The 650-nt window shown below is 68.3% G+C and carries 1 protein-coding gene; it reads right to left on the bottom strand.

What is annotated here, in order from left to right; all coding sequences use genetic code 11:
• Positions 1-650: HAMP domain-containing protein (locus V9U70_RS00020; protein ID WP_336672309.1), on the bottom strand; the 650-nt coding region annotated here is incomplete at both ends.

Below are 650 nucleotides of genomic sequence, written 5' to 3' on the forward strand. Positions count from 1 at the left end.
GGGTCACCTCTGAGCCGAAGGACTGGAGCTGGTCCACCATCGTGTTGACGGTGTTCTTCAGCTCCAGCATCTCCCCGGCGACATCGACCGTGACCTTCTGCGACATGTCACCGCTGGCCACCGCCGTCGTCACCTGCGCGATGTCGCGCACCTGCGTCGTCAGGTTCCGGAAGACCGTGTTCACCGAGTCGGTGAGGTCCTTCCACGTTCCCGCCGCGCCGGGCACCTGGGCCTGGCCGCCGAGCAGCCCTTCGCCCCCGACCTCGCTCGCCACCCGGGTCACCTCGTCGGCGAAGGTGCGCAGTGTCTCGGTCATCTGGTTGATCGTCTCGGCGAGCTGGGCGACCTCGCCGCGCGCGCTCACCGTCACCTTCTGGGAGAGGTCGCCGTTGGCGACCGCCGTCGTCACCTCCGCGATGCCCCGCACCTGGGAGGTGAGGTTGCCGGCCATCGTGTTGACGGAGTCGGTGAGGTCCTTCCACACGCCGGCCACACCCGGCACCGTCGCCTGACCGCCGAGCTCGCCCTCCGTGCCCACCTCGCGGGCGACGCGCGTCACCTCTGACGAGAACGAGGAGAGCTGGTCGACCATCGTGTTGACGGTGTTCTTCAGCTGGAGCATCTCACCGGCCACGTGGACGGTGACCTTC

Source organism: Streptomyces pratensis, from assembly GCF_037137275.1.
Taxonomy (GTDB): domain Bacteria; phylum Actinomycetota; class Actinomycetes; order Streptomycetales; family Streptomycetaceae; genus Streptomyces; species Streptomyces pratensis_B.